The sequence below is a fragment of the Rhizobium sp. P28RR-XV genome, from assembly GCF_012641385.1.
GTDB lineage: Bacteria > Pseudomonadota > Alphaproteobacteria > Rhizobiales > Rhizobiaceae > Rhizobium.
In genome coordinates this window covers 137930-159025 of sequence record NZ_JABAIG010000007.1, presented here as the reverse complement: position 1 = coordinate 159025, position 21096 = coordinate 137930, and the positions used below count along the sequence as shown (strand labels likewise).

17 protein-coding genes, 1 tRNA gene and 2 pseudogenes are annotated in these 21096 nt (G+C 57.7%); 12 read left to right on the top strand and 8 right to left on the bottom strand.

Annotation, left to right across the window (positions count from 1 at the left end; all coding sequences use genetic code 11):
* Nucleotides 1-41 precede the first annotated feature (41 nt).
* The 3 genes and pseudogenes from HGP12_RS16410 to HGP12_RS16395 all read left to right on the top strand — a co-directional run bounded on the left by HGP12_RS16410 (nucleotide 42) and on the right by HGP12_RS16395 (nucleotide 2938).
* Nucleotides 42-848, top strand: coding sequence for a helix-turn-helix domain-containing protein (locus HGP12_RS16410; protein ID WP_168879285.1), 807 nt, complete (start codon nucleotides 42-44; stop codon nucleotides 846-848).
* Between the two features lie 953 nt (nucleotides 849-1801).
* Nucleotides 1802-2027, top strand: a pseudogene (locus HGP12_RS34105) (IS1595 family transposase); the annotation flags it as partial.
* A gap of 155 nt (nucleotides 2028-2182) precedes the next feature.
* Complete coding sequence (locus tag HGP12_RS16395; RefSeq protein WP_168879282.1) at nucleotides 2183-2938, top strand: hypothetical protein; 756 nt, start codon at nucleotides 2183-2185, stop codon at nucleotides 2936-2938.
* Here HGP12_RS16395 and HGP12_RS16390 read toward each other — a convergent pair.
* The gene (locus tag HGP12_RS16390; RefSeq protein WP_312862912.1) at nucleotides 2894-3685 is read right to left on the bottom strand and encodes a tetratricopeptide repeat protein; all 792 of its coding nucleotides are present in this window, start codon (nucleotides 3683-3685) and stop codon (nucleotides 2894-2896) included. The genes HGP12_RS16395 and HGP12_RS16390 overlap by 45 nt on opposite strands.
* Before the next feature lie 228 nt (nucleotides 3686-3913).
* A tRNA-His gene (locus HGP12_RS16385) sits at nucleotides 3914-3992 on the bottom strand.
* A 301-nt stretch (nucleotides 3993-4293) separates the two neighbouring features.
* On the opposite strand from HGP12_RS16385, the gene HGP12_RS16380 reads away from it, so the two are divergent.
* From HGP12_RS16380 to HGP12_RS16350, 7 genes are all read left to right on the top strand, one after another.
* The gene (locus tag HGP12_RS16380) at nucleotides 4294-4740 is read left to right on the top strand and encodes a hypothetical protein (RefSeq protein ID WP_168879280.1); all 447 of its coding nucleotides are present in this window, start codon (nucleotides 4294-4296) and stop codon (nucleotides 4738-4740) included.
* 45 nt (nucleotides 4741-4785) lie between these two features.
* Nucleotides 4786-5250 (top strand): hypothetical protein, encoded by a 465-nt coding sequence (locus HGP12_RS16375; RefSeq protein WP_168879279.1) that lies wholly within the window; start codon nucleotides 4786-4788, stop codon nucleotides 5248-5250.
* Between the two features lie 71 nt (nucleotides 5251-5321).
* Entirely contained in the window at nucleotides 5322-5855 is a 534-nt protein-coding gene (locus HGP12_RS33785) for a hypothetical protein (protein ID WP_205926491.1), read from the top strand.
* 209 nt (nucleotides 5856-6064) lie between these two features.
* Entirely contained in the window at nucleotides 6065-6517 is a 453-nt protein-coding gene (locus HGP12_RS16365; RefSeq protein WP_168879278.1) for a hypothetical protein, read from the top strand.
* 276 nt (nucleotides 6518-6793) lie between these two features.
* Nucleotides 6794-7963, top strand: coding sequence for a flavin-containing monooxygenase (locus HGP12_RS16360; RefSeq protein WP_168879277.1), 1170 nt, complete (start codon nucleotides 6794-6796; stop codon nucleotides 7961-7963).
* Between the two features lie 259 nt (nucleotides 7964-8222).
* Complete coding sequence (locus HGP12_RS16355) at nucleotides 8223-9731, top strand: ATPase domain-containing protein (RefSeq protein ID WP_168879276.1); 1509 nt, start codon at nucleotides 8223-8225, stop codon at nucleotides 9729-9731.
* A complete protein-coding gene (locus tag HGP12_RS16350; protein WP_168879275.1) occupies nucleotides 9715-11760 on the top strand; it encodes a hybrid sensor histidine kinase/response regulator in 2046 nt (681 codons plus the stop codon). The genes HGP12_RS16355 and HGP12_RS16350 overlap by 17 nt, the downstream gene beginning before the upstream one ends.
* 115 nt (nucleotides 11761-11875) lie before the next feature.
* Here the strand turns inward: HGP12_RS16350 and HGP12_RS16345 are convergent, their stop codons facing one another.
* The 3 genes and pseudogenes from HGP12_RS16345 to HGP12_RS16335 all read right to left on the bottom strand — a co-directional run bounded on the left by HGP12_RS16345 (nucleotide 11876) and on the right by HGP12_RS16335 (nucleotide 13464).
* Nucleotides 11876-12526 (bottom strand): HD domain-containing protein, encoded by a 651-nt coding sequence (locus HGP12_RS16345; protein WP_168879274.1) that lies wholly within the window; start codon nucleotides 12524-12526, stop codon nucleotides 11876-11878.
* Nucleotides 12527-12570: 44 nt separating this feature from the next.
* Nucleotides 12571-13025, bottom strand: a pseudogene (locus tag HGP12_RS16340) (carboxymuconolactone decarboxylase family protein).
* A 19-nt stretch (nucleotides 13026-13044) separates the two neighbouring features.
* Entirely contained in the window at nucleotides 13045-13464 is a 420-nt protein-coding gene (locus tag HGP12_RS16335; protein WP_168879273.1) for a cupin domain-containing protein, read from the bottom strand.
* A gap of 92 nt (nucleotides 13465-13556) precedes the next feature.
* On the opposite strand from HGP12_RS16335, the gene HGP12_RS16330 reads away from it, so the two are divergent.
* Entirely contained in the window at nucleotides 13557-14969 is a 1413-nt protein-coding gene (locus HGP12_RS16330; protein ID WP_168879272.1) for a PLP-dependent aminotransferase family protein, read from the top strand.
* A 386-nt stretch (nucleotides 14970-15355) separates the two neighbouring features.
* On the opposite strand, the gene HGP12_RS16325 is transcribed toward HGP12_RS16330, so the two are convergent.
* Nucleotides 15356-16177, bottom strand: coding sequence for an alpha/beta hydrolase (locus HGP12_RS16325; protein WP_312862906.1), 822 nt, complete (start codon nucleotides 16175-16177; stop codon nucleotides 15356-15358).
* Between the two features lie 64 nt (nucleotides 16178-16241).
* Complete coding sequence (locus HGP12_RS16320; protein ID WP_168879271.1) at nucleotides 16242-17381, bottom strand: epoxide hydrolase family protein; 1140 nt, start codon at nucleotides 17379-17381, stop codon at nucleotides 16242-16244.
* Nucleotides 17382-17525: 144 nt separating this feature from the next.
* On the opposite strand from HGP12_RS16320, the gene HGP12_RS16315 reads away from it, so the two are divergent.
* Nucleotides 17526-18485: a LysR substrate-binding domain-containing protein gene (locus HGP12_RS16315; RefSeq protein ID WP_205926490.1), complete on the top strand. Its 960-nt coding sequence runs from the start codon at nucleotides 17526-17528 to the stop codon at nucleotides 18483-18485.
* 342 nt (nucleotides 18486-18827) lie between these two features.
* On the opposite strand, the gene HGP12_RS16310 is transcribed toward HGP12_RS16315, so the two are convergent.
* On the bottom strand, nucleotides 18828-21086 hold the full coding sequence (locus HGP12_RS16310) for an EAL domain-containing protein (protein WP_168879270.1): 2259 nt from the start codon (nucleotides 21084-21086) through the stop codon (nucleotides 18828-18830).
* Nucleotides 21087-21096 lie beyond the last annotated feature (10 nt).

Here is a 21096-nt window from a genome sequence, read left to right as displayed (position 1 = left end):
CTATCGACAAAGCTTGGCGGTGAATTTAGATATTCTCTCAAATGATCACTAAATTAAGCCAGCCACGCGCATCCCTTTCTGACGCTCTCGTTGAGGAGGATCTTGAACAGTCGACCGCTCGAGCGCATGCGGTGAAGATCGACGTCTCGCAAAATGAGCGCGAGGCGCCTGAGCACCGGCATCGAAAAGGACAGCTCGTCATGGCTTCGCGAGGTGGAGTGACGTGTCGCGTACCGAGCGGGATGTGGATGGTCCCGCCCCAGTGCGGCGTATGGGTTCCCGGCGGGATACTGCACAGCAACGTTGCGACCGCCAATGCGCGTTTGTTTTTTTTATTTATTGAGCCGGGTACCGCCGATCTGCCCGATAGATGCTGCACGCTTTCGCTTTCCCCGCTTGTCAGAGAGCTCATTATCGAGATGGCTGAGCAATCCGTGGTCGCGGGGGCTTATGCGGAGACAATGACGACATTGCTTCTGACGGCTTTGCCAAAGATGCCGGTAGAGGATCTGCACCTACCGCTGACAGCCGAGCCGAGACTGGACCGTATCGCGTCCGCGCTGGTGGAGGATCCTTCCGACCGAAGCACGATGAGGCAATGGGCAAAGCGGGTGGCAATGAGCGAGAACTCCCTCGCGCGTCTCGTTCAGCAAGAAACCGGTTTGACGTTCGGTCGCTGGCGACAGCAGTTGCAGCTGATCATCGCCATCCGCAGCCTCGCGTCGGGGGCGACGGTGCAAAAGGTTTCGGCCGACCTGGGGTATGAATCCGTGTCGGCATTTATCACCATGTTTAAAAAAGCGCTCGGCGCATCGCCAGCAAAGTATTTGAGAAATTTCGACCGTTAGCCAAAAGCTGCCGGCCATGAATCTCAAGCGAGTGATGTCAACGACGCTACGGCTGCAAGGCTGACTTTGTCAGCAGAATGAATTTATCGAGACAGAGCGATGTTCCATTCGCCCCTAAAAAAGGCCCGATTACGAAATCGGGCCAGTCTGTGGGAACGATTAAAAGGTGCAGGGAATGATACCCTCTCGACACAACGACCAGTTGGCCGGAATGTTCCCTTCGAATTAGTTGCACACCGTCTGACGTATCACTACTCGGTGGTGATGGCGGAACCCGTAACGTCTTTCTGTCCAGCACCGCTGGTCATCACTATATCTCGGGCCGTCGTAGTAGCCGTCATATGCGTAGGCTGGCGGGTGACGATAGTACCGCGGCGGTGGCCGATCGTAGTCGTAGCGAGGCCCGATCCCGTACTCAAAGTAGACCTGGGAAAATGCCGGCGACGCTGATAACGTCGCTACAAGCACCAATGCGGCGATCGCAATATTTTTCATGTTTTCTTCCAATCCGATTTGCGCACACCTTAGTACGGTTGCGTCCCACGAATATTATACGTCACGAGCGCTGCTTCTGAAGATGGACCTAAGTCCCGACGATGCAGGACTTAGGCCCGATGAAGCTCAACGGTATTGCCATGACGGAGGGAGAACCGCGCCGTGATTGGGCTGAAGAATATAAATGCCCAATAGCAAGAGGACGCTCGCGACGAGCAAGAGCAAGGTCTACAAACGCGATGGCGGCAGATGCAGCCAATGCCAGCGTAGTTTTTGTCGTGGACGACGACCCATGGTGGACTTGCGAATTTTGGCCAAGGTCAGGGGTTTGAGAGTGAATAGCTACCCGTGATCCTGCAATTGGGCCAGGGTGCCGCTCTCCCACTCGTGCATTAACAGCCCGATTACCAGTCGCAGCTGGCCGAATTCATCCTGTTTCCGAGCGTGTCGCTGCGTGGATCAACCCCGAACTTGCCGACCTGCATTTCCATGAAGTCGACTTTCATGGTCCCGGCGCGTTGTAGCCAGGCGAGCAATGCGGCAGAGCCGAAGTGGGAAGGAAGCATGAAAACCTTCCTGTCACGCGTGCCTCCCGCACTGCAATTGCAGCAGGTCTTGCGAGCTGCTACGGGCCGCCAAATGCGCCGCAATCATAACGGTGCCATCATCATCAAATCTGCCGTTGTTGGTGTTTGGTTGATAACGCCTCGGACGATTTCGCACTCCTCTTGTTCCGCCCGCTTTGAGAAGGCATACTAATTTCCAAATCGCTTGAGGGAACACTGTCCGGCGACAAAGTTAGACATTGATATTAAGCGCTGAGCTGTTCTGTGAGCCGCATGAAGATCATTTTCCGTTGCGATCCGAATTTGCATGATTATTTGCCGAAACCAGCGGCGGCGCGGTCCTGTTTGCCCGACTGGCTTCGCCAGATGCCGACTACCTCGTTTTCGGAATTTCATGGACGTGACATACGAACCGTCAAGCAATGCCCGCCTTTTGTCGACGCCATGACCCATGGCTTCATGATCCTGCTGCCATGCGATGTGGTGGTAAAAGCTGGAAGATTCTCCTGGGACTGGGATGTGCCAATACCGGCTGCGAAAAACCACCCCCGTGCGCCCCTGAGTTTCCATGTGCCGGAACAAATCCTTGGATCAGCGCTGGCCAAAGAGGGATCATCCCAACTGGCAGCGATCAAATTCAACAGTTTTTGGACGATTGAGCTTGAAGAAAAGTGGTCGCTTTTTGCGACGCATCCTGCCAATCGGGAAGACCTCCCGTTTCGAACCGTAACCGGAATAGTAGATTGCGACAAATTCCACGACGCAGGCATCAATTTCCCGGCAATCTGGACAAGACCGGATTTCGAGGGCGTATTGTCCAAGGGGTTGCCGGTCGCACACTGCTTTCCCGTCCGGCGGGAAGACCTTGAGCTTGTCTGCGAAAGCTTTGACGGCGAACAGATCGCCGGTTATGACCGGACAGTCGGCCAAATTCTGGTCGAGCCTGGCGTTTATCGCAAGAAATTCAGGGATAAGCGTTCCCGCTCACCTGGAGAGAAAAGAGCGCAGGTCCGCCTTGTCGAGGAATAGCAGTCCATTGCGTCCAGAACTCAGCACATTTGCTATCATGCCCAGCGTTGCAGACGAGAGCGCATAGGCACCCCGGTACGCGCCAATTGCACCTTCCATATCACCAAGCTGCTGTAGAGCGCTACCGAGGTTGAATTTAGCTTGCGGATCATCCGGCTTACGCGCGAGCGCCGTTTTAAAGGCATCCACGGCGCCGGCAAGATCGTCACAATCTTGACGCGCGAGGCCGAGGTCGAACCAAGCGCTGGGAGGTGCATCTTCCTTCACCGCAAACTCCAGCCGTTCGCGGGCATTTTCGAAATCCCCGGCTTCCCAAAGCAGACGGCCAAGTCTTGCGGCGGCCTCCCGTGAGGATGGATCGATCTCGAGTGCCCGCTGCCACGCCTCAGCTGCCTGCTGGCGTTTGCTATTCTGTTCAAATGTCCTGGCGAGCTCGGCGAGCGCGTCCGGGATGGCGACTGGAAGGTGAGCGAAATAACTTTCGGCAAGGTCAAGCCGGCCAAGAGCGCGAGCAGCGCGTCCGGCGAGGAACAATGTTGCCGGATTTCCCGGCCTGACTTTGAGGCTCTCCTCGGCACAATCCAGCGCCGTGACGAAATCCTGGACGGCGAAGCTCCCCGCAGCGAGGAGGTGGTTCAGTACGGCGTCATTCGGGTTGTCGTCCAGGGCATTACGGCACAGTCTAAGCGCGTCGGCATGCTTTCCGGAATTGAATGCCGCCACGATCTCCCGGACTTGCAATTCCACCGTGATCAAGCTTCATTTCCTCCTTTATTGCGACCGCTGACTGTTGATACTCACGATGTCTGCCAGCATATCGCCGGCCTGTCTATTCCTGGGAGTACCGGGAATCACAGGCGTGGCAGTTCCCTTCCATTCGATTGCCTTTAAGAAGGTTCGGCAGCCCGCGGCTCGCGATACCCGGCAGTCTAAGATTGCGCGCGTTCAGTCTAGGCCGCGATCTCGTAAATGAGATGCCAGCGGCAGGGGTCGAACCCACAGCTGAGCCATAGGATCACTGCGGTGATACGTCTACCAATTCCGTCACACTGGCCCGGCCTTTTAGCGCAAAGTAGGGCGAACCGCCCTTAAAGCCCTTTCTTCTTGCCGGCGAGATGATTCGGGCTCGGCATGAGCCGATGTGATCTGACCGATTTTGGCGTCCCAGCGAAATATGCGGCACGGCGTTCCTCGAGCCATGTCTCGACTTCACGGGCTCGGTGCCGGGAATTTTTACCCGTCATTTTTTTCCCGTCATAGGTGCGCGACGGTGTAGCTGTGTCGCACCAAAATCTGATAGCGTACGTTGCGTTCGTACGTCCCGAGGGTTTTCGCATGGGAAGCAGAATGTTTCGATGTGCTTGCTCGCGATGGCGGCTGTCCTTTCCCCTTTCCGGGTGGGCGCGGCATCCGCACAAGTCTCACTTCACCAAGGATCCGAGGCCGCGAACCTTACCGAGTTCCAATCCTTCTGGGCGCATTTTCGCCAAGCGGTCATGAACGATGATATCGCGGCCATCGAAGCGCTGACGGTCTTCCCGCTCAAAACAAAAGGCCAGCTGGATGACGATCCGGTTAAGGCGATCGGGAAGCGGGCGTTCGCACCGTTGTTGCGCTCCCGTCTGAAGGAGGACGCCAATATGCGCGGCTTCAGCGGCAATACCCTGGATTTTCTGCGTGCCAATCCGGTGTTCCCGCGCATCGACGTGGACGGTAGCGGCGACCAGAATGTTGGCAGCCTCGTTTTTCGGCGCCAAACGAACGGCTGGAAACTTTCGATGATCTACCGAGCCGATGACTGACCTCCACTCCAACCCACGTCCCAACGTTGAGGATCCCCGCCGCCAATGGAGTTGAGCGCCTCGTTTCAGATTTATTCATATGGCCCGCCCGCCCGCGGCGTCGATATCGAACGCCTTCGGGAGGTCTATGCGGACATACCAGCCGGCTACCTCGATATGGTCACACAGATGACCGATGTCGTGCTTCTCTGGAACCGAAGGGGAGAACTGCGCGTGTGGGATCCCGATCATGTTATCGCAATGGATCAGGCATACGGCGTGTCGACCAGGATTCCAGGTGCGATGCCCTATGCAGACAATGGCGGCGGTCAGCTGTTGGTGCACGGCGCTGGAGCGGAGGGGCTTGCGACCTATCTGGTTGATGCCGGATCGCTGTTTCTCGACGACGATGCGCCGTTCGTAGCACCCGATCTCGCTGCCTTGCTAAAAACCGGGCTGGGGGCTGATATTGTTTTCCTGTCGGATGAAGTGCCTGAGGATGAAGCAGGAGGGCCAGAGGCACCAAGATGAAAACGATCCTCGCCATCATAGTTGGAGTCATCGTAGTTGGAGTATCGTTGCCATCGGCGGCCGAGGGAAATGTGTCTCCCGACATCGTCAGGCAGCTCCCGGCTGGATATCACGCCATCGCCAATGCGCGCCTGGCGGCGGGAAAACCGCTGCGAAGCTTCGAGATTATCGTACTTAGTCGCGACGACGAGGATGGGCTGGCTTCGGGTTCGAATGGCGCTCCAGCGCGTCCCCTTATCGTGTTCGAGAACAGGGATGGCCAATTCGTCTCCGCAGGCCGCAACGACCATGTCGTCATGAAGGCTGATGAAGGAGGGCAGTGCGATCCCTTCCTCGATGGCGGTGCGACGATTGCGGTCAAGGGTCGATACTTTACCGTCGAGAACGGTGTTGCCTGCGGCCAGCATTGGACCGATTATATCACCTTCCGGCTGGATGACCTTAGCGGCGGCTTCGTCTTCGACAATGAACGGCGCGAGGCGTGGGAGCTCAACCCTAGCAACGATCCCAGCGCGGAAGTTTTGGTGCGCGCCGGACCGCCAAGAACGATTCGCGACCGATCAGGCAAGGCCACGCCGCTCGTCGCTTGGAGGCCGACGGGGTGACGTCTGACGCCATGAACCCGCTGGCCCGACCGGAACGTCCCAGGTAGCCGTCTCCGTCGACATTTACCTCGAAGCGGCCACACTGCACGACGAATGTCTACCTGCCTTCAATGATAGCGCCTCCGATACTCAAACGGCGAATCCTCCCCGTCGCCTATCGGGCCCCATCCAGAGTTCGGAGTGCAGGTTCGGCTCGCCGGCCCAATTCGATGCGTAGCGGCAGTCTAAGTGAGATTCTCATCCTGATCGCCGCGCTATACAATTCGAAGATCGCGCTGGCGTCATCAAGTTCGATGCTGGCCAAATGGATGCACCACCACTGCACCGCAAGGACTGTGCCAATAGGCAAGACCTCCGTCATGAGTGAAATTCGAAATCCGTCGATGACAGCTGACACGTGCGATTTGATGAAGGAACGTGGAACCCATGACCGAACAGGCCAGGCATTCCGCAACCATCAGCGAACCAAGCTTATCGAGAGCAACAAGAAGCCGGATGCGATTGCCGAGCGGCGCGCGATGGCACGCATAGCGAATGAGATCTTTCGCGTTCCGCAGGCGCGGCTGCTTGCGGAGCGCAGGCCCTTCACGCACCTGATATCGATATCCGCATCGCCTTGCTGCATCTGTAACCCACCGTGTAATATCGTTAAAGCGTCGTGACCTCGACAAACCCTGAAGGCTACGGAAGCGAAACTCTGACGGGATGGAAGCTATAAGTCATCCGGTACAGAGAGGCCCGTGGGGTGTACTTCTCTGACGCTGCGCGAGTTCTCTGGCCTGTCGGCATGTAAGCAACCTGGTCCAGGTCTCTGTCCGGTACGAGTCAAAATACAAGCTCACGCTAAGCCAGGCGTGGAGCCATGACATGAATGCGTGGAGCCTTCTGATGGTGTAGCCTCAAGCTTTGAAGGCAGCAGCTTAACAGAGGAATCGCACATGGCTGATGAGGATACAGTCATCGTCGGCGCAGGCCCTGCCGGATTGGCATGCGCCGCGGCGCTCCGTGTAATAGGGTGCCGTTCCATTATCCTTGAAGCGACAAACAGTCTCGGCGCCTCTTGGCGGAGGCACTACGATCGTCTTCACCTCCATACCGACAAAAGCCACTCCGCGCTTCCGGGATCGCCGATGCCCGCTGCTTTTCCGAGATATCCGTCGCGACTGCAGGTCATCGAGTACCTCGAATGCTACGCGCGGGCAAACAACCTTCGAATTGTCACCGACAAGACCGTCGCGTGCGTAGCCAAGAAGACGGACTGGATTGTCAAGACCACCGATGGTGATGTCTTCGAGGCGAGAGCTGTCGTAATCGCAACCGGTCTTTCAAGGACTCCCTCCAGACCGCATTGGACCGGTCAGAATCACTTTCCAGGAACGATTATTCACTCTTCCGAATACCGCAACGCCTCCGCCCTCGACGCAGGTCGAATCCTGGTAGTCGGCTTTGGAAATTCGGCGGGAGAGATTGCACTGGAATGTGCCGAAGCAGATCTTGATGTTGCCATGTCGGTCCGCAGTCCCGTCAATATCGTTCCGAGGGAGATATTCGGTGTGGCAAGCGCGACGATCGCCATCGTTCAACAGCGTTTTCCGTATAGAATGGTCGATGCATTTAACGCGCCGTTTCTGAATTTACGCTATCGCGAAATCGAGGAACTGGGTCTCAAGCGCTCCCGGCAAGGCCCTCTGACCAGGATGATAGAGCAAGGCCGGACTCCCTTGATCGACATTGGCACCATCGCGAAGATCGGAGATGGTCGGATCAGGGTGTTCCCCGGCATCGAAATGTCGGATGGTGCGAGCGTGTTCTTCGCCGATGGTCGGTCTGCGGAATTCGATGCGATTGTGCTGGCAACAGGCTATAAGCCGGCTCTCGAGACACTTCTGCCGGATTTAACCGACCGGTTTTCGAATGCGGGGAGGCCGGCACGGGACGAGCTTCAACCGGGAAATGACGGTCTGTACTTCTGCGGCTTTAACCCTGCCACGACGGGCCTGCTTCGCCAGATTGGGATCGAGGCCTCGCAAATCGCAAACTCGATCGCGGCGACGGCCCGCGCAAAGTCATTCCGCCGGGAAGGAGTTGAGGTGGCGCCGAATAGATAGGTCGACCAAAGGCTGGTGCATTCTATTCGAAGGTCATGCCAGCGGTGGAGGACGTTCATCCTTTGCTAGCGTTCCCGATTGATCTCATATGCCACTCCGAACTGATCGCTCTACCTCCGCACTCAACGGACGTCGCTCACAATCACTCCGCCCCGACAGGATTTGCCGGCGATAATGGAACGAATCTCCTAGTTCCAGCGTCTTCTCGTGCAGGAAACCAGGGCATTTGCCGTAATTGATAGGTCGCCATGGAGGGTACATGACAGATAGTTCAGGTGCAAAAGCAAAGACCGGGGTGGAGGGACTCGATGACGTTCTGTCCGGCGGGCTCTCACGCCGTCATGTCTTTCTGCTTGAAGGGGCTCCCGGCTCTGGCAAGACGACAATTGCGTTGCAGTTTCTTATGGAGGGAGCCAGTATCGGCGAGCGTTGTCTCTATATCACGCTTTCGGAAACAGAGGAGGAACTGCGCGACAGTGCCTTCTCGCACGGGAAGGATATCGGCGATCAGGTCGAGATTTTTGAGCTCGTTCCGCCCGAAAGTCTTCTTGACGCCGACCAGCAACAAAGTCTCCTGTACTCCTCCGACCTGGAGCTCGGAGAAACAACAAGGCTGATCTTCGAAGCCTTTGAGCGGGTGAAGCCCCATCGGGTGGTGATCGACAGCCTCTCGGAGATCCGGTTGTTAGCTCAGAGTTCGCTACGCTATCGCCGTCAGATTCTAGCACTGAAGCACTTCTTCTCGCGCTCGGATGCAACAGTTCTACTTCTCGACGACATGACCTCGGACGCGACGGACAAGACGGTCCACAGCGTGGTGCACGGTGTCATCCACCTAGAGCAGCTTGCTCCGGACTACGGCTCCGAGCGGCGCAGGCTCAGGATTCTCAAATATCGGGGGCAAGCGTTCCGTGGTGGTTACCATGACTTCACGATCAAGACCGGCGGCGTAGCAGTCTTCCCGCGACTGCGCGCGCTGGAAAACCGGATGGCCTTTGAACGGACTGTGGTGACGAGCGGCATAAGTGAATTCGACGATCTCCTTGGAGGCGGCATCGCGCGTGGCTCCAGCACGCTTCTGATCGGTCCTGCCGGCACTGGCAAGAGCCTGTTCGCGCTGCAGTTTGTCGAGGCCGCGATCAGGCGCGGAGAGCGAGCGGCTATCTTCGTCTTCGATGAGGAACTGGGGCTGCTGTTTGCCCGCACAAAGAAGATGGGGCTTGATCTAGAAGCCATGCGCGGCAAGGGCCTGATCCACATCGAGCAGTTAGACGCGGCCGAACTGTCACCCGGCGAGTTTTCCCAGCGCGTAAGAGACAAGGTCGCTAGCTTCGACGCCAAGACAGTCGTGCTAGATAGCGTCAACGGGTATCAGGCTGCGATGCCTGAGGAAAACGCAGTTATCCTTCATATGCATGAGCTGCTGCAATATTTGAACAGGCAGGGTGCCAACACCTTTATCACCGTCGCGCAGCACGGCCTCGTCGGTGATATGAAGTCCCCGGTGGACGTGACGTACCTTGCAGATACAGTCATTCTGCTGCGCTACTTCGAGGCGGAGGCTCGGGTTCGCCGGGCAATCTCAGTGATCAAAAAGCGCACTGGACAACACGAGGATACGATCCGGGAGTACAAGATCGGAGCAAAGGGGTTAACGCTCGGCGAACCGCTCTCCGCGTTCCAAGGGATTCTACGTGGTGTTCCTGTGTTTATGGGAGGCGGACAGCCCCTTCTGCAAACACCGGACGAGGATGGCTCCCATTCCTGAGCGCGATGTATTTGGCCTGATCCTCACTCCGATGGGTCGCGACGCGCAGATTGCGGCGGCGTTGCTGCGCGAAGCGGGCCTATGTGCAAAAATTGTCTCGACCTTGGACGCCCTGGTGACAGATTTGAACGAGAACGTCGCCTTGGCGGTAACGACGGAAGAGGCTTTGCGGTCGGTCGACCTGCGTCCGCTTGTCTCGTGGATTGAGGCGCAGCCGAGTTGGTCCGACCTTCCTATCATCATACTGACCGCGCGCGGCGGCGGTCCTGAGCGTAATCCGGCCGCCGCCCGACTCTCGGAAGCTCTCGGCAATGTCAGTTTCGTCGAGCGACCCTTCCATCCGACAACATTCATTAGCGTGGCGCGTTCCGCAATGCGCGCGCGCCGCCGGCAATATGAGGCGAGTGCCCGCATGGAGGCACTGGACAAAGGGGAACGTCGCCTTCAAACGGCGCTGGAGGCTGGCCGCCTCGGAGCATGGGAACTCGATCTCATGACAAACCTCCTCACGACCTCATCCACCTGCAGGGTGATCTTTGGTCGTTCGCCGAATGACGGGTTCACCTACGAGAACTTGCTGCAGACCATCCACCCGGATGATTTGGCAAGCGTACAGGAAGCGGTCCGCAACACGATTGCAACGGGAGCGGATTACGCCGTCGCCTGTCGGACTGTCTGGCCTGACGGCTCCGTCCATGGCGTCGAAATCCGCGCACTGCTCCACCATGACCGCACCGGACGGCCAATCAAGCTGGTCGGGGTTTTGGCCGACATAACCGAGCGGCTGCAGGCGGAAGAGCAGCAGCGCCATCTCAACGAGATGCTTGAGGAACGCGTTGCGGAGCGGACTCGCGAGCTGCAAGAGGCGCACAGGCTGGTGCTGGCGGAGGTCAGTCAACGGGAATGGGCCGAGGAGCAGCTTCGCCACGCCCAGAAGATGGAAGCGATCGGCCAGCTCACCGGGGGGGTTGCTCACGATTTCAACAATCTCCTGATGGCGGTCCTTGGCAACCTTGAACTCCTCCGCAAGCATCTCGCAGGCGATGCGAAGGCAACTCGACTGATTGATGGAGCCCTGCAGGGCGCGCAGCGAGGCGCCGCGCTCACTCAGCGGCTGCTTGCCTTCGCCCGAAGGCAAGACCTTCAAGTCGGCCCGGTAGACCTTGCCGGTCTCGTGACCAATATGCAGGACCTTCTGCAGCGGTCCGTGGGGTCCAGGATTGCCATAGGGTTGGTCGTTCCGGAGGGCCTCCCGCCCGTATCGGCCGATGCTAACCAGGTGGAGCTCGCCCTCTTAAACTTGGCCGTTAACGCCCGCGACGCAATGCCGGATGGTGGAACGATCCGGATCGAGCTGAAGGAAACGGAGCAGTCGGCAGTTTCCGACCTCCTCGCGCCCGGACGCTATGTCGTCCTGTCGGTAATCGACCAAGGTCAAGGCATGGACGCAGCAACGCTGCAGAAGGCGGTCGAGCCGTTCTTTTCCACTAAGGAGCTCGGAAAGGGCACGGGTCTCGGACTATCCATGGTTCATGGTCTTGCTTTGCAGCTGAACGGCCAATTGAAGCTCGCGAGCACAGTGGGCGAGGGAACGACGGCGGACCTATGGATTCCGGTATCGACATCAGAGGGTCCGGAAAAAGAGCAGAATGCCGGAGCAACAGGTCCTCGGAATGAAGCCGGCCCGAAGCGGATTCTTCTTGTGGACGACGACTTCCTGATTGCTATGAGTTCGGCTGACATGCTGACTGACCTCGGCCACGAGGTCGTGGAAGCCCATTCCGGAAAGGAGGCGCTCACCTTGATTGATGGCGGGGCCACCTTCGACCTGTTAATCACTGACTACTCCATGCCGGGGATGACGGGAGGGGAACTTGCAAGAGCAGTCCGAGACCGTTTCCCGAGCCTGCCTATCGTGCTGGCCTCAGGCTATGTCGACTTTCCGTCGGGCCTGGAACTCGACGTGGCGAGATTGGCAAAGCCATATTCCCAAGACGAACTATCCCTCGTGCTCAGCAAAATTTTATAACTAGCCCCCACTCGCGGTTTACGAGCGGGGTCAGCTCTTTGGAATCAAATGCCAGCGCCAAGCCGGCAGGATCGGCCCCCAAAACAGCTCATTCAGACGCGTCAAGTTTTTGTGTTCACGTTAAGCTTTCCCAGCGCGAGCCAAGGATGAGACTACACATGTCGATCCGCTGAAAAGAAGGGTCCTTAAAAGCCAGGACGTCATCGTTAAAGGTTCCGAACGTCGTATGGGGTCGGTGCTTCATGCCCTCATAGAATGCATCGATGATCCTATGCTTGAAGTCCGCCCCGCGAGGGAAGGCTGCGATAACCCTGGCGCGTTCCTCATCTGTAAACTGATCGTAGCCACGACCAGCCACGTCCATACCAGCGCCCGCCTGAATCAGCGCGATTTCCGGGCGCATGAACTCCGGTATGCCAGGCGTTGTGTGAAGAGCAACCGCGTTCCAAACCGTCTCCATGTCACTCTCGGAGACGCCATGCGCCCGCAGGAAATCCCGCGCGGCGTTGGCGCCATCCACCTCGAAGCGCAATTGGCTGTCCAGATAGCGTGCAGTGAGGCCCAAGTCATGGAACATTGCCGCAGTGTAGAGGAGCTCTGGGTCGAAGCTCATATGCCTGCGTTTGCCCATAATGGCTCCCCAGAAATAGACCCGGGTCGAGTGATGAAAGAGGAGATCGCTTTCGGTGTCGCGAATGAAGTGGGTCACATCCCTTGCCAGTTTGCTGTCCGGGACCTTTGTTCCATCGATGTCACTGATAATCATAGTCTGTCCTCCACCATCACGGAGCGGTCGGCATTCTGTTTCGATCAGTTCGCCAGGAGTGCCTGCGGCGTATTCCGGAAGCTGATGGCCATGCGATTGTAGCTGTTCATCAGGCTGATCGCGATCGTGAGGTCGACAAGTTGTTTTTCATCGAAAACCTTGCGCGCTTCTTCGTAGGCACTGTCCGGTACGCCGGTTTCAGCAACGAGAGTTACGCTCTCGGCCCATGCAAGTGCGGCGCGCTCGATGTCACTGAACAGGCTCCCGCCTTCCCTCCACACCTGTACCAGCGCGAGTTTCTCCATCTTCACGCCCCGCTTGATCAGTTCGCGGGTGTGCATGTCGAGACAATAGGCGCAGTTGTTGATCTGCGAGACACGCAGATACACGAGATCCACCAGCTCTCCGGGCAGACCGCTCTGCATGACATAGCCATAGACGCCGCCGAGTGCCTTGCGCCGTTGGGAGCGACTTGATTGTAATCGAGCCTATGTGTCATTGGTTCGAGTTCCTTCTATTCACTTGACAGGGGTAGTGAGCTTGTTGTCGTCGGAGTCGACGATAAAAACGGCAAGCAGCTTTGCAGGCTTGGATGTGCTGGCGTTACGGCTGATGGAATGGATCGCGCCCGGCGCTTCAAACCAGCTCTCGCCGGTCTTGTAGCGGCGTGTTTCACCCCCGTTCACCCGCGACTCTATCGCGCCGGAGAGCACATAGGCGTAGATGAAGGCGGACTTCGCGTGGGTGTGGGGCCGAGAAGCTCCATTTGGCGCGTAATCGACTTCGACAACGCGGATTGACTTGCCAGGGATGTTGGGAATGGACCGATCAAATTTGGCTTTGACGCTTTCGGTCGGGCCGTCATGAGCGGGGGCAGGACCAGCGAACGTTGAGGCGAGCCCCGCGATGACAGCAGCGGCAATAATGCGATTACGCATTTGTTTTCTCCTTCTGAGACGCGTTGAAAATGCGACTTCTCTGAGCCAGAAAAAAGGACCAAGAACGCAAAGAAATCGTGTACCATGGCGATATGAACCAGCCACTCGACTTGCATGTTGACCGTTCGACTAAGGTGTCTTTGTCGGAGCAGATCCGCCGAGGTGTTGCAAAAGCCATCGAAGATGGCGTGTTGTTGCCTGGCGTCCGGCTGCCATCGTGGCAGGATCTTGCTGTCCAACTCGGGGTCGCGCTCGGAACCGTGCGGGCCGCATATGAGAAGCTTGCCGCCGCCCAGTTGATCGAGGCCTCGCGCGCCTTGGGAACGCGGGTCGCACAGCGCCCCCGCGCCGCCCCAAAGAAAGAGTGTCTGCCAGATGCGGGCTCGTTCCTGGAGACCTATCTGGAAATGACTCAGGGACCGGCGTTCTTTCAAATGGGCGTGCCGGCGATGGAGACCTTTCCCGCAACCCTATTCGCGCGCATTCGTGCCCAAGCCGCCCGGGCCGAGGCGAGCGTACCTCCTTTTTATCCCGATCCACGCGGCGAGCTTGCGCTCCGGCGGGAAGTCGCCGCCTATCTGGTGGTCGCGCGCGGGATCAACGCATCACCGTCGCAGGTAATTATCACTGGAGGATTCGGGGCAGGGCTCGGTCTGACGCTCACCGTTCTGGGCCTCGCCGGACATTGCGCATGGTTCGAAAATCCGGGGTTTCCATGGACGAGGCGAGGGCTTGAGCTCGCACATCTATCTGTCGCATCGATCCCAGTCGATGCGGACGGTATCGACGTTGACTACGGGCTGCATCATTATCCCGACGCGAAGCTCGTCGTTGTAACTCCCGGGCAGCAGGCGCCGCTGGGCTCCACATTGTCACTCGCAAGACGTCTTCGCCTGCTCGAGTGGGCGGCGGCGAACCGGGCCTGGATCATCGAGGACGACTATCTGAGCGAACTGCAGTTGGTTGGAAGAGCAGCTCCTGCATTGGCCTCGCTCGACCGCGACGGGCGCGTCATCCATATCGGATCATTCAGCAAGACGATCAGCCCCACCTTACGACTGGGCTTCGTGGTAGCGCCGGTCGAGCTGACCTCTGCCTTCGCCGAAGTCGCCGCATGTCTCATGCCGCCCCCTGGGCCCGCGATACAGATGGCGGCGGCGGAGTTCATCCACCAGGGACATTATTTGCGTCATCTCCGTCGAACGAAGCGCGCCTATGCAGCCAAGCGGCAGGCGGTTCTAGATTGCCTCCAAGCCGCTGTCGGATTGAATCGTGTTACGGCTCCTGGGCTGTCCGTGCTCATCAGCTTGCCGAAGAGGACGCCGGACGTGGTCATTGCGCGTGAAGCCTTGACGTTCGGAATGTTTCCGGCGCCGCTTTCACCCTGGTATGCATCGGCCGATCATGCTGAGTTCGGGCTTCTGCTTGGGGTCACTACAGCGCCGACGAAGCATCTTGCTCGGTCCTGTGACAGGCTTTTCGAAACAATCCAGCGGTTCCGTTGACCGTGAAGGCAGCTATGTTTGAGTCTTCGAGGGTGAAGCAACCGTTGGCGCTTATGGTTGGTCATCCGACCGGAGATATCCTTCGATAGTTCGGCGAAGCTCGTGCCGCCATGCTGGCTGCTGGGCCGATTTCGCCTTGTTCAAGCCGTCGCTTCCATGGCGAGCCAGTCCCGCGATAAGCTGTTACCACGGCCTTCAACGGTCGCGCTGGCGCGACCAAAATGGTGAAGTCTGCGCAGTTTCGCGATCGATGAGTTTCAAGCGGATAGGTCCTTGTACCCGGCAGGGACGCTAATCCTATTGCCCCGTCCTAGGAGTTTAGCAGTCGATGTGTCCGCAGTACAAATCGGCCCGCGCGATTATGTCATTTCGTATTCTCCATCTAGTCAAATTATTTGTTCGCGAATCCTGATGACAGCGCTGGCGAAAGGGACGGGCTGTTCCTGCGGCATGTTGTGACCCGCGTCGACGACCCGATGTTCGTGGAAGCCGGCGAACATCTTTGAATGGTCCGACGTCCCTTCGGGCTTTAGGGGATCATTAGTCCCGTCGATGGTTATCGCGGGCACTGTTATCCGGGGCTTTTGGGCCAGACTCGCCTCGAGATCCTGAAACGCCGCTTCCCCAGCCTCAAGACCGAAGGAGTGCCGATAGCAACTGATTACGACGTCCACGAAGTCAGGATTTTCGAAGGCGTCGGCCGACCTTGCGAATGTAGTGTCGTCGAAGCGCCAGTCGGGAGACCACTCGTTCCACAAGATCTTGCAGAGGTCCCGGCGATGTTGCGACAGGCATTTGCGGCCACGCTCCGTCTGGAACAGATGCTGATACCAGAAGACCTTTTCTAATGCGGGAGCCGTCGGGTTCCTTTGCCCGTTGACGTCGATGATGTCGTAGCCGGCATAGGAGACAAGTCCGCCGATGCGCTCCGGCCACAGTGCTGCCACCACGCAAGAGGCGTTCCCACCCCAGTCGAAACCGCCAAGAATGGGCCGTTCGAGCTTGAGTGCATCGATCAGCATGAGGATGTCGCGGCCGCGGGCCGCCTGCTGCCCGTTGCGAGGCGTCTCGTCCGATAGGAATCGCGTGGGTCCGAACCCGCGCGTGTAGGGTACGACCACCCGTGCCCCGGCCTGAGCCAATATCGGAGCGACTTCATCGAACGCATGCACGTCGTAGGGAAATCCAGCGAAAGGATCACCGCCCATCCGTCGGGTGCGCCGTATTCAAAATAGGCAACGGACAAGCTTTCTGTTCTTATGATCTTCGCCATCATCGCCTGCCGCCTTCAATGTTTGTGATGAACGTCCGAAGGTCGGCGAGCATCAGTTCCGGTTGCTCTAGCGCCGCGAAATGACCACCCTTCGGCATCGTGTTCCAGTGAACGATGTTGTAGGTCTTTTCAGCCAACGATCGAGGTGGCGGGAGGAATACTGGATCGGGAAAAGCCGCCACCCCCGTCGGGACCTTGACGCGCGTACCTTCCGGAAAGGATTGCGATCCTTCCAGGCGCTTGCCGTGGTAGATCCAGGTCGACGTGACGACAGATGATGGTGCCAGGTAGAGCATGATATTGGTCAGAAGTTCGTCTTCGGAGAACCTGGCCCAGATATCCGGACTACCGTCTGCCGTCGCGCCCAGGTCGGCCCATTTTCCGAACTTTTCCAGTATCCACCCAGCCAACCCGACTGGGCTGTCGGCGAGGGCCACTCCCAGCGTCTGCGGGCGGGTCTCCTGCTCGCGGCTATACCCCGTCTCCCAGTCCAGGACCGCGGCCCGTCTCTTGACTAGGTCCTTCTCTTCCTGTGTCGTCGGAATAACGTCCTTGGCAAGAACGCTTACCATGTTGAGGTGGATCCCCAGCAATGCGTCTGGCTGCGTGTAAGCGATCCAACTCGCGATCCCTGCTCCCCAATCTCCTCCCTGTACGACGTATCTGCGACCCGCAAACAGCCTTGTCATCAGCTCATGCATCAGCCCGGCTGCCCGCCGCGGTCCGATGACACCAGTGATCGGCTGTGAGAAGGCGAAGCCAGGGAGGGATGGAACGACGACGTCATGTCCCTCCGCCACAAGCGGATCGATAAGGGCTTCGAACTCGAGGTAGGATCCCGGCCAACCATGCAGGAGGAGGACAGGCGGCCTGGAGCCGTCGCCCTTGGCGTGCAGGAAATGGATCCCTTCGCCTTCGACATCGGTTTTGAAATTAGGAAGCCGATTAAGACGCTGCTCGACCTCGCGCCATTTATACGTGTCTAGCCAATAGGCCACCAAGCGCTTGAGGTCGTTCACTCCGACGCCTGCCGACCAGCCGCCGGCATCGGTAAGCTGAGACCAGTCATAGGCCTCGACCTTCGTGCGGATGGCCGACAACCGTTCATCGTGTATGTGGATCGTAAATGGCGAGATCATACTGTTTCTCCCTTCAATCAAATTGCCCGAGGAGAGCCTCGGCGGGCAGGGAAGTTGGACCGATCTGTCAGACGCAAAGATGGACTTTTATTTCGCCATGTGTATCCCTTGTTCTCGATAAACGCTTTTGCGCTGGATGCACAAATGGCTGGGATGGAAGTAATCGGCGATCTTGAGGTGTTTACGCTCGTCGCCGAGGCGGGAAGCTTTTCCGCAGCGGGCCGCCGGCTTGGTCTGGCTCCTTCGTCGATCGCCAGGATCGTCGATCGCATTGAAGCAAGGCTCGGCGTTCGCCTGTTGCTGAGGACCACCCGAATGCTGACGATTACTCCGGAGGGTACGGCATATCTGTCCGCTGCCCGGAGAATCCTTGCCGACCTCCGGGAAACCGAGCAAATGATCTCGGACCGGAGTTCTCCGCGCGGTCGGCTGCGGGTGACGACGTCCATACAATACGGGAGATTGTCGCTGGTTCCACTTCTCGGCGAGTTCATCCGCCGGTATCCCGACATCATGCTCGACGTCAACCTCACCGACACCGTCGTGGATATCGCCGCCGGACAGGCAGACGTTGGCATCCGTTTCGGGCCACTTGCCGATGGTCCTCTGACCGCGCGAAAGCTCGGCGAAACGCGCAAGGTGATCGTTGCCTCTCCAGAATACCTTGCGTGTCGGGGCACGCCGAAGGTGCCGGAGGATCTTCATGGTCATGACTGCCTTGGTTTCAACTTCAAACGAGCGGCCCCGACTTGGCCGTTTCGAAAAGATGGGCGCGATTACCCGTTGACCATCAAAGGCAGCGTCGAGGCGAACAACGGCGAAACGCTGGGACAACTCGCCGCCGAGGGCGTCGGTATTACGCGCGTTGGAACGCAGACGGTGGAAGACGCGATCCGTTCGGGGCATCTCGTGCCACTTCTGGAGGAGTTCAATCCCGGAGAGGTCGAGGAAATCCATGCAGTGTTTGTCGGCGGCGCGCACACGCCGGCGCGTGTTAGATGCTTTGTCGACTACCTCGTCGAAAACTCACGGCTTCTCGGAACCGGGCGTCCGGTGCGTCGGGAGCAGGCGCCCGACAGTCTATCACTTGAATCTGAGAGATGAAGCTGCTGCCGGCGCCTCAGGGCTCGCCGGCTGTAAGAGACTGGCAAGCGGTCTCAGTCAGCCCTTGCCGCCCTCCGCAGTCACTACGTCTGTTGGGAGAAGTCGCTGGTACGTGGCGTGTGGGTGTAAAGATTAAGGGTATGGACTGTTACGCTGTCGTAATGTTTCCTCACTCCGCACGACATTAGACCCTCGCGGACAATGGCATCGATCTCGCAAGCAGAGAAGCGTCCCTTCCGGCCAATGCTCGGATCGGGCGGGAGGCGCGAAAATTCATAATTTGTTCCGCCGAGCCGTCGTGGCCACAGTCAACTCTTGGTAGCCGGGAAGCGCGCTTCGCCGTTATCCCACCTCCTTAAGTTCCTTATCCCTCGTGTAGCAAAACTCGATCAATTGCTTTGAGGACATTGGCCGTGCCAGAGCGTAACCTTGCAGCAAATGGCAACCCAGCTCTTTCAAGATCCTCGCATGCTCCATCGTTTCCACGCCTTCGGCGACGATGTCGATGTTCTGTGACCGGCCGATTTCGATAATCGAGGACACGAGGCGGCGCTGAGATGGAGATGTGACGATCGGCTTGATGATTTCTCGATCGATCTTCAGCCTGCGTGGCTCAAATCTAAGCAAACTTACGATACTGGCATGTCCGGTGCCGAAATCATCGATCTCGATTTCAATGCCGAGCTCTTTGACAGCCGGAATTATCTCGTTGAGAACTGGTTGAAGATCGTCGAAGGAGATCGTTTCAAGCAGCTCAAAACACAGGCGACCCTTGGCGACGTTAAGCTCAGACAGTTCAGAGAGCAGATTTGCCTGCGCAAGTCGACGCGCGGAAATATTGACCGAGACGCGCGGGATGCGCATACCCAGGCTGTCCCATCTTGTAAGCTCGAACAGGGCCTTTTGCAGGATCAGCCTATCCATGTCGCCGGAACGTCCCAAATTTTCCGCGACAGCGAGAAATTTATCCGGTGCAAGCAGTCCTTTTTGCGGGTGATCCCAACGGGCAACTGTCTCGACGCCCGCGATATCCAATGTATCCGCATGAAACTGCGGCTGGAAGAATGCAACCAATTCATCCCGATCGAGCGCATGATTGAATTCGTCCGCCAATTCCTTCGTATGGATAGCAGCGCTGCGAAGCGCCTCGGTGAAAATGCCCGCCCGGCCGCGGCCTGTCTTCTTCGCTTCGTATAGAGCCAAATCGGCGTTGAGACGCAGCTGACTGAGATCCCGCCCGTGTGCACTTTCAGTCTCCCAGGCGACGCCGACGCTTGCTCCGACCACACACTCTGAACCATCAACGAACAAGGGCTCCTTGAGTGCATCGACAATGTGTTGGGCCAATTCGGTTGCCTTGGGCGCAGGATCGGCGCTCCAGCTAGCGAAGATGAACTCGTCTCCACCGATCCGGGCCGCTACGTCGTTTGGACCGGCCAGATTGACAAGGCGTAAAGCCGCCGCCCGCAGGACCGTATCGCCTCCGGCATGCCCTTTCGTGTCGTTGATTTCCTTAAATCGATCCAGGTCGATATGAATCAGTATCAGACAATTTTCTGGACTGGGCCTCGACGGCTGCGAGATCATCCGATCAATAAATCGTCGATTCGGAAGCCCCGTTAGCGCGTCATGAAACGACAGATATTCGAGCCTTTGCCGTGCCCGAACGAGCTTTTTCTTGTGAAGGCGAAGTTTTTCAATGGTTCTTTGGCGTGATTTGGTCAGAAAGCCTACCCAGACAATCGGTGCAACGACACACAAAGACAATAGGCAAGCACAGAACTCAAAGGTGGCCATGCCGCCGTTTTGGCCCCATCCACCCCGGGGTACTGCGACAAGGGTCCATTGGCCATAAGACATATCAACGGATGCCACGACCGGATTCTTCGAAAAAGTTTCCAGGTCGCCGAGAAAAACTTGTTTGGCGAACCTCGGTTCCGGTACGTCACTAATGGCAATCTCAAGGTCGGTCGATCCAAGGCCGCTATCTTGGTAGAGCCGCGGTATGTCTACGATTCCGGAAACAAGACCCCAGAAGATCTGGCTTGTTCTATCATTGGTATAAATCGGGCATCTGACCACGAAAGCCGCTCCGCCCTGGACAAGGGCCACAGGGCCCGTCAGGACGATATTGTGGGTATTGCGCGCGAGCATTGCGCTATCCCGTTGCTTTTCGTTCGTTCGATAGTCGAGTCCGATCGCCTTTTCGTTTCCTTTTTCTGGATAAACCCATTTGACCACCATGCCGGGGGCCGCGGCGAAGCTACGCAACTGTGAATCCGGCTGCAAAATCTCGGCGGCAAGTTTCGAAAAAGCACTTTGGTCCATCGTCGGATTGACTGCGATACCGGCCGCTAGGCCTTGCAGCAGCTTCACATTGCTGTTGAGGTTCGTCTGAAGCCGGGATGATATGGTGGCAAGCTCGCCGGCGACCACTGAGCGTTCGTCGGCCAGTAATCGTTCCAGTCGCCAGTTCGTTGCAACATAGACGACGATCACTGCAATAGTTGCCGCAAATATTGCCGGAGCAAATGCGCCGGTAAGGCTTAATGCAGAACTCGCGAAGCCGCGCAATAACTTTGGTTTTCTTCGAAACTTCATCAGGTTGCCG